The 443-nt window shown below is 54.2% G+C and carries 1 protein-coding gene; it reads right to left on the bottom strand.

Annotated elements, in window-relative coordinates; genetic code table 11:
• Nucleotides 1-280: tryptophan synthase subunit alpha (locus tag I6F37_RS40130; RefSeq protein WP_225154396.1), on the bottom strand; the 280-nt coding region annotated here is incomplete at its 3' end.
• Between the last annotated feature and the right edge of the window lie 163 nt (nt 281-443).

Raw genomic sequence — 443 nt, 5'->3', positions numbered from 1 at the left:
GTTCGGAAGTGCGGCGGAAATCGCGTACCAAGCGGAATATCGCCGGCAAGGAGATCGGGTTCTTCAAAGCCCGCTCCGACGAACGCTGAATCGTCGGGCCATCCGCCGAGGGATCGGAAAACGGAATGCCCAATTCGATGGCATCGGCACCGCCCGTTTCCAAGGCACGCATGATTTTCAGCGTAGTCGCCAAGTCGGGATCGCCGGCGGTGATAAATGGAACCAGCGCCGCTTCACCGCGTCGCTTCACTGCAATAAACTTTTTTTCGATACGGCTCATAAGTAAAATCAACCTAGCCGTTCAACGGTTAAAAGTTCAATCGTTCAACGCCCTCTCCCACCCCGCAACCTTGAACTATTGAACGTTTGAACGAATCTTACAGCTTCACTCCGAGATGGTCGCCGACGGTGATCATATCTTTGTCGCCGCGGCCGGATAGATT

The organism is Bradyrhizobium sp. NBAIM08 (assembly GCF_020193935.1).
Taxonomy (GTDB): Bacteria; Pseudomonadota; Alphaproteobacteria; order Rhizobiales; family Xanthobacteraceae; genus Bradyrhizobium; species Bradyrhizobium yuanmingense.
Note: the sequence above shows the minus strand (reverse complement) of the source record. Positions and strands in the feature narration are given on the sequence as shown.